The organism is Synechococcus sp. R6-7, from assembly GCF_047461695.1.
Lineage (GTDB): Bacteria > Cyanobacteriota > Cyanobacteriia > Thermostichales > Thermostichaceae > Thermostichus.
This window is the reverse complement of the sequence record NZ_JANSHS010000114.1, coordinates 1-5,393: the sequence shown is the minus strand read 5'-3', so window position 1 is coordinate 5,393 and position 5,393 is coordinate 1. Positions and strand designations below refer to the sequence as shown.

Below are 5,393 nucleotides of genomic sequence, written 5' to 3'. Positions count from 1 at the left end.
AAACCGCCACGCAACTGTTGGTGGTTCCCAGGTCAATCCCGATGACTTTACCCATAGCCCCCTCTTCCCGTGCGCCAAGTCTCAACTCAAGAACGCAATTCCACGAATCTTAAAAGCATTCTGCCCAGAATCCCGCAGAAACCTTCAGACGTTGCTTTCGTCTCCGTAGCTTTACTGTAGCGTTTCTGAGACTGCTCTGGCTCTGTTTGTCAAGGTTCAAGTGAGCAAGTTTGGCTAGGAAGGTTGGGGGTTTTGGGGAGAGGCAGGAGTGCTCTCCGGGCCGGGTTCGCTGGTGGCCTGGGCAGAGGGGGATGGTTCAGAGCTGGGGCTGCCCGCCGAGACGGCCACCATGGCATGACGGATCACCAAGTCCCCCAGCTTGTAACCTGGCTGATATTCGACGGCTACCACATCCTCGGGATAGTCTGGGCTGGGCTGACGGGCTATGGCTTCGTGCAGGTTGGGGTCGAAGGGCTGGCCCACCGATTTCATGCGGGAGACGCCCATCTTCTTCAGGCATTCCACCAGCAGGCGGTAGACGCTCTGGTAGCTGTTGTGCAACTCCCGCTCGCGGTCGGTTTCCAGCTTCAGCTGCTGCTGAGCCCGCTCAAAGCTGTCCACAACAGGCAAGATCTCCAGCACAAATTTCTGCCGTTCTTTTTGGCTGAACTCTTCTTTTTCCCGCTGGGTACGCCGCCGGTAGTTTTCAAAATCGGCGTAGAGGCGCAGGTAGGCGTCTTCTTTCTCTTTGAGTTGCTGGCGGACAACTTCCAACTCGTGCTGGAGCTGCTTGAGAGCTTCACCGGGATCTGGAGAAGGCTCAGCTGCGGTTTCTCCGGAGGAGGTACCGGCTTCTGCTTCGCTATCTTCCAAAATCAGCTTCTCCAGCTCTGCCTCTACGTCGATCTCTTCTTCCTGTAGTTCAGGATGGGTATCTTCTGGGGCCATCGGTTGCTTCTCTTCGGCAGTCATGGGCGATGTCGGCAAGTGTTAGCAATGAGCAGTGACTCGGATATCCCCAGTTTGGCAGTTTCAAAACCGCCGCTGCACTCAGCCAAACCAGGCTCTGTGTTGATCGTATTCTACCGGGTTCTCTTTCAGCCAGTTGAAGTCAATATCTTTTCTTTCCTAGCCGACCAGCAGATGTTCCCGTGGCCGGCCCAGGCAATCGGGGAAGTAGATCTTGGCCAAGTCGGGGATTAGGCGCCAGTTGGGGCTGTAGATGGGTTGAATGGGGGAGTGAGTGTGAATATAGTAGACCAGAAAGTCGCGGATGCTATCGGCTGAGATCCACAGGGTTTGGGCTTCTTGGAACATGCTGTAACCGCCGCCGCCGCCGGCTCGGTAGTGGTTAATGGCCAGGCGAAAGGTCTGTGCTGGTTCCACCGGCTGTCCGCGGAATTGTAAGGTCACCAGGCGCTTTCCTACGGGGCGGGTGAGATCGAAGCAGTAGTCGATGCCGTGGTAGAGGTCGAAGGTGTAGCCGCGGGCTTCGGGGGCCACGACGGCAGCAGGATCGGCGGGAAGGTGATTGGGATCCAACTGGCGAAAATAGCCGGCGGTCTGTTCTAGGGCGCGCCGCAGAATATCTCCGGTGATCTCCAAAACGCAGAGGGTGTTGTCGTAGACGGTGAGGCTGTAGGCATCTTGCAGGGAGATGGGGCCTGCCGACAGGCCGGCGCTGCTGCAGATGTTGACCAGGGAGAGCTCTGCGGGGAATCCTGCCTCCCGCACTGCTTGCAATTGGGCCTGATGGAGCAGCTCTGCCAGAGGGTTGGCCCCCAGACGGGCTGCCAGACCGCCGCTATAGGCAGAACGGGCTTGGCCAATGGGCTGACGGATGTAGCGCAGGGTGGCTTGATGATAGGGCTCTGTCAAGGCCAAGAGTTCGGGATCGGGAGGGATCCCTTCGGCGGAGAGGAGCTGTGCGCTTTTCCCGAGAATTTGCCAGCGGCTGCCCTGGCGCTCCAGCTCCAGGGATACCTGGGAGAGGTGGCTGCCCCAATAGCCGGGCTGCACCACTAGAGCTGGGGATCCCCCCAGACCGGCGATGGTCTGGTGGGTATGGCCGGAGAGGATGACGTCAATGCCGTCCAGCTCGGCCAGCGCCAGCAGTTCGTTTTCCCCTGCCAGGCTTTTGTTGCTGCACCAGCCGGAGCGATCTGGGTTGTGCCAATGCTCAGGGGTGCGCAGGGGGGGCAATTGGTTGGGGCCGCTGTGCAGGATCAAGATCAAAACATCCACCTGAGGTCGCAGCAGCGACAGGTAGTGGCGGGCGGTCTCCAACAAGGGGGCAAAGCGCAGCCCCGCAATGTAGTCGGGTCGCTCCCAGGTGTCGATGCGGGGGGTGGTCAGCCCTAGCAAGCCAACGCGAGCCCCGGCCAATTCCCGGATCAGGTAGGGCTGGAAGAGGGGATCCCCATTCTGGCGGAGGATGTTGGCACAGAGCACCGGACAGCGGAGATCGCCGACAAAATCCCGGAGAACCTGAAGCCCAAAGTTAAAGTCGTGGTTGCCAGGGGTAAAGGCGTCGTAGCCTAGGGCGTTGAGGGCATGGGCCAAGGGGTGAGGAGAGACGCGCTCCACCTGCGCATAGTAGGTGCCCAAGGGGGATCCCTGAATGGTGTCGCCGCTGTCGATGAGCAGGACGGGATCCTCACTGGCTGCTCGCACGCGCTTGATGAGGGTGGCCAGCTTGGCTAAACCGTGCTCCGCAGGGATCCCGGTGAAGTAGTTCCAGGGATGTAGATTGGCATGGAGATCCGAAGTGTGGAGAATTGTTAATCGCATTCTCATATCATAGCCAAAGTCAAAGCCCAACCCAAACTCGTCAGCCCAGCAAGAACAGCACCTGCACACAGCCCACCAAAAAGCCGAGGAGGCCGCCTAAGTTGACGATGGCCTGGAGTTCTTGGCGCACAATCTGCTGGATGGCCTGCTCCAGGTCGGCAGGGGAGGTGGCGTTGACTTTATCGGCAATGACCTGATCCAGGTTCAACACCGGGATCACCTGCATCATCAGGGATTCGAGATCCCGTTCTAGGTAGCGCTCCAAGACCAAAGCCAGGTCGGCGCTGATCTGATCGATGGAGGTGATCAACGCCTTGGAGTTGCGCAGGCGTCCCAACACCAGGCTGGCCACTTTTTCCCAATCGATGGTCTCCCCCAGCCCTTTGATAACCTCTGGCCCTTGGCTGCGCAGGTAATCTTGGATCCCGTCGCGGAGGGCACGGCGCAACTGACGCACGGCGGAAACCGGCAGGTTTTGCAGCGAGAGGTTCTGCAGGATCTCGGTCAGGCGGCGGGAGGCGTTGATGTCTTTGAGCAGATCTTCCAAGATGGCTTCTGCCCCTTCCGGCTCTTCTAGACAATAGGTGCGCAGGCGCAACAGGGCATTTTTCAGGCCGAACAAGTTGGCCACCACCCAGTAGGAGCCGGTCGCTCGTTCACGAAACTCCTCGTCAAGGGATTCGATGTTGCGATCGGTGAGAAAGTCCACCAAGTTCTGCCGCAACACCTTTGGGGGCAGCGCCTGCTTCAGGATCCACTCCGAGAGCTGCTTAGCCTGCTCGCTGCTGAGGCGCAGCTCCAGCAACACTTGGTCGAACAGTTGGTTAATGGGCCCTTCCAAAAAGGTTTCTTGGCGGGCCAGCACCTTCACCAGGCGGGGCAACGACTCGTTAAACAGGTCGGCTAAAATGCGCGCCAACACCTGAGCAGTTTGCTGCTGCTGCTCAGGGTTTTGCAGCCGATCCAGGGCTACCCCCAGCAGCCAGCGGATCCCTGCTTGCATGCGCTCGGTTTGCAGCAGCTTGCGGGCCAGATTGTGCAGTTCCTCCGGCGTGAGCAGGGATCCCATGATGGTCTTGGCGATCTGCTTGGCCAGACGGGGTTGGTTCTGCGGGATCAAACCGGGGGTGAAGGGGATGCGCCAGCCGAAAACCCGATAGGGGCGGTAGGGCCGGAACAGCATTTTGATGGCAATGTCGTTGGTGAAATAGCCGATCACCAGCCCGGCCAGCGGGGGCACAACGTAGATCCAGAAGGCCATGGAACCAATGGAGGGGGCTCTCTTCTACTCTACCGAGCTGCCCCGAGTCACTTCAGCCAGCCACAGGGCAAAAGAGGGTTGGCCAGTTCATTGGATGATCAGGCTATCGGTCAGCTCCAGCTCCACCAGCGTATTGGGCTGTAGCGTCACCACCCGGTCGATATTGGTACTGCCTGCCGCAGCGCCGGCCAAGCTGCCGGCCAAGATCGGCAAAAAGCCCCATCCCCCCGTGAGGATCCCCAAGGCCAACCCACCTGCTGCCCCATAGCCTGCCCCGCGGGCTACAGTTGTGCCGACGTCGGCGTTGCGATCCAACCCGACTGGTAGCGGCGCAGATTGGCCTCTCACCAAGTAGGTGGAAGACCCAATGGTGAGGCGGTTGGCCACAAAGCGGCTGCCGACGACCCGCTCTTGGGGATCGGCGCTCTCCGACTCCCGACCAGGAAACTTCTGTTCTCGGTAAACCGGCTCAAAAGTGCCCCACACCACACTCCCTGCCGGGATCACCACCTGGCCAAAGCGATCCACCACCGGCTCGGAGACTTCCAGGTGGCCGTTAATGGCCTGGTAGGGCTGGAAAGTGATGGGGCGGTAGACCGTGAGGAGAATACGGGTGCCGGCAGGCAGCTCGCCCCGCGTGGCTCCAGGGAGATCCCCACCTGGGCTGAGGTCGGGCCGACGTTGATAGGAATAGGCCTCGCCTTGGGGGAGTTGTCCACCTGGGGCCGCTTGAACGGGCACCACCGGGATCGGATCCAAAACCGGAGCCGTGGGATCCAGCGGCATTTGCGGCACCTGAGGTACAGGCGGTAGGGCCGGTGGGGCGGCAGAGCTGGGGGAGGGCGGAGGGCTCAGCAAGGGCAAGGTAGGGACGGGATCCCCCCTGGGGGGCACCGGCTGAGGGGTGAACTCGAACTGCTGAGCAGCAACCGGGGTAACGGCACCGGCTATCAACACCCCCCAAAAGGAACTCCTCTGCAACAAATGCAGGAACGGCTGCAAGGTTGAGCTCATGGATCCCATCCGGTCGCAACTGGCAGTAGCTTAACATCCTGCCCCGCTTGTGCCCACTAGATTTAGTAGGTATTAAGGGATCGGAAGCTCTTAAAACACTATTGAGCCTGTTCGGGGTCTGGATCGAGTTTTCCCTAGGGGCTGGGGGAAGGAGAAGGAGTCGGTCCGCCGGGATCCCCTGGCTGGGGGGCTGGGGATTCTGGCTTAGGAGACTCTGTAGCCTCACTCTCCTGAGCCTCGGGGCTGGACTCCGGCTTGGGTTCTGCAGGAGACCGTCCTTCTGGAGAAGGAGAAGGTGAAGGCTGATACATTTACGCTGAACACTGCT

The 5,393-nt window shown here is 59.9% G+C and carries 4 protein-coding genes; all 4 read right to left on the bottom strand.

Annotated features, from left to right (window positions below; all coding sequences use genetic code 11):
- Positions 1-234 precede the first annotated feature (234 nt).
- Positions 235-972 (bottom strand): nucleotide exchange factor GrpE, encoded by a 738-nt coding sequence (gene grpE, locus NW815_RS04065; RefSeq protein WP_414390707.1) that lies wholly within the window; start codon positions 970-972, stop codon positions 235-237.
- Between the two features lie 156 nt (positions 973-1,128).
- The gene (locus NW815_RS04060) at positions 1,129-2,790 is read right to left on the bottom strand and encodes a bifunctional metallophosphatase/5'-nucleotidase (RefSeq protein WP_414330744.1); all 1,662 of its coding nucleotides are present in this window, start codon (positions 2,788-2,790) and stop codon (positions 1,129-1,131) included.
- Positions 2,791-2,830: 40 nt separating this feature from the next.
- Positions 2,831-4,051, bottom strand: coding sequence for a DUF445 domain-containing protein (locus tag NW815_RS04055; protein WP_011434466.1), 1,221 nt, complete (start codon positions 4,049-4,051; stop codon positions 2,831-2,833).
- An 87-nt stretch (positions 4,052-4,138) separates the two neighbouring features.
- Positions 4,139-5,065: a hypothetical protein gene (locus NW815_RS04050; protein WP_414390710.1), complete on the bottom strand. Its 927-nt coding sequence runs from the start codon at positions 5,063-5,065 to the stop codon at positions 4,139-4,141.
- Positions 5,066-5,393: the final 328 nt, after the last annotated feature.